2 protein-coding genes are annotated in these 845 nt (G+C 39.5%); one reads left to right on the top strand and one right to left on the bottom strand.

Annotated features, from left to right (window positions below; all coding sequences use genetic code 11):
- Positions 1 to 132 precede the first annotated feature (132 nt).
- The gene (locus tag HMPREF9074_RS11225) at positions 133 to 540 is read left to right on the top strand and encodes a hypothetical protein (protein ID WP_009390724.1); all 408 of its coding nucleotides are present in this window, start codon (positions 133 to 135) and stop codon (positions 538 to 540) included.
- 31 nt (positions 541 to 571) lie between these two features.
- On the opposite strand, the gene HMPREF9074_RS12475 is transcribed toward HMPREF9074_RS11225, so the two are convergent.
- Positions 572 to 845, bottom strand: a 274-nt coding sequence (locus tag HMPREF9074_RS12475) for a hypothetical protein (protein WP_034540878.1), incomplete at its 5' end; no start/stop codon positions are given.

Genomic DNA, 845 nt, shown 5'->3' on the forward strand with positions numbered 1-845 from the left:
GTTTTAATATGCAGGTGCGCGATAGCGGTGTCGTCTATCTGTGCTATTATCTCTGGTTTTAGGTTTACTTGTATGGTGTGGGCTTGTATCATATTTATTTATTATCTTTGTGTTTTAATTCATTTATAACATATGCAAAACGAACAAGAAAAGCAGGACAACTGCAAAGAGGAAAGCAATGGCAGCAATTTCCTCGAGAATATTGCTAAAACAGAAGCGGGGCAGGCTCTGTTGCTTAGTATTGCTAATTTCATCAACAAAAAGGGAGACGCCCCTACTGTTGATAACGCTCCCACTGTTGAGCGTAGGCTCTCCTTTGAGGAGCGGCGTATGCAATTGTGGTATTTCAATAGGCGGGTTCACTTTCTCACTCACACGGGGCTGATTGCTATCCTTTTTATTGTACTTAGTATTTTGGTATTTACAAAGTGCGTTAGCGAGACTATCTATGCAACTCTTATAAGTAGTCTTATCGGTTATATTTTTGGACAAATAAAGAGCCGCGAGAAGACAAACACTGATGCCCAAAATGGTCAGTAGGGAAGGTTCTTTTTTCATTGTTTTTTCGGTTTTATTTATTAGCAGCGTTGCTAATGTGTTGCATTTTTTCTATGAAATTAGTGGACTGGTAATAGGGAGCAAGTGCTTTAATCAGCGATATAGGTTGCTGGTCTAAATAAGGGTAACGTATATCCCATTGGGCTATTTTTTTGTATAAAAAACTATCACTAAACTTAAGTGATACAGTAAGATATATAGAGCCGTCAGCGGTGATATTGGGGGTTATGCCACTGTCTGTATTAGCGTGCAGCCATTGTAGTACATCGAATGCGGTAATGGGGGCT

It is taken from the genome of Capnocytophaga sp. oral taxon 329 str. F0087, from assembly GCF_000213295.2.
GTDB lineage: Bacteria > Bacteroidota > Bacteroidia > Flavobacteriales > Flavobacteriaceae > Capnocytophaga > Capnocytophaga leadbetteri_A.

Coding starts and splice junctions, on each gene's coding strand:
- HMPREF9074_RS11225 (WP_009390724.1), top strand. CDS start 133: ATGCAAAACGAACAAGAAAAGCAGGACAACTGCAAAGAGGAAAGCAAT.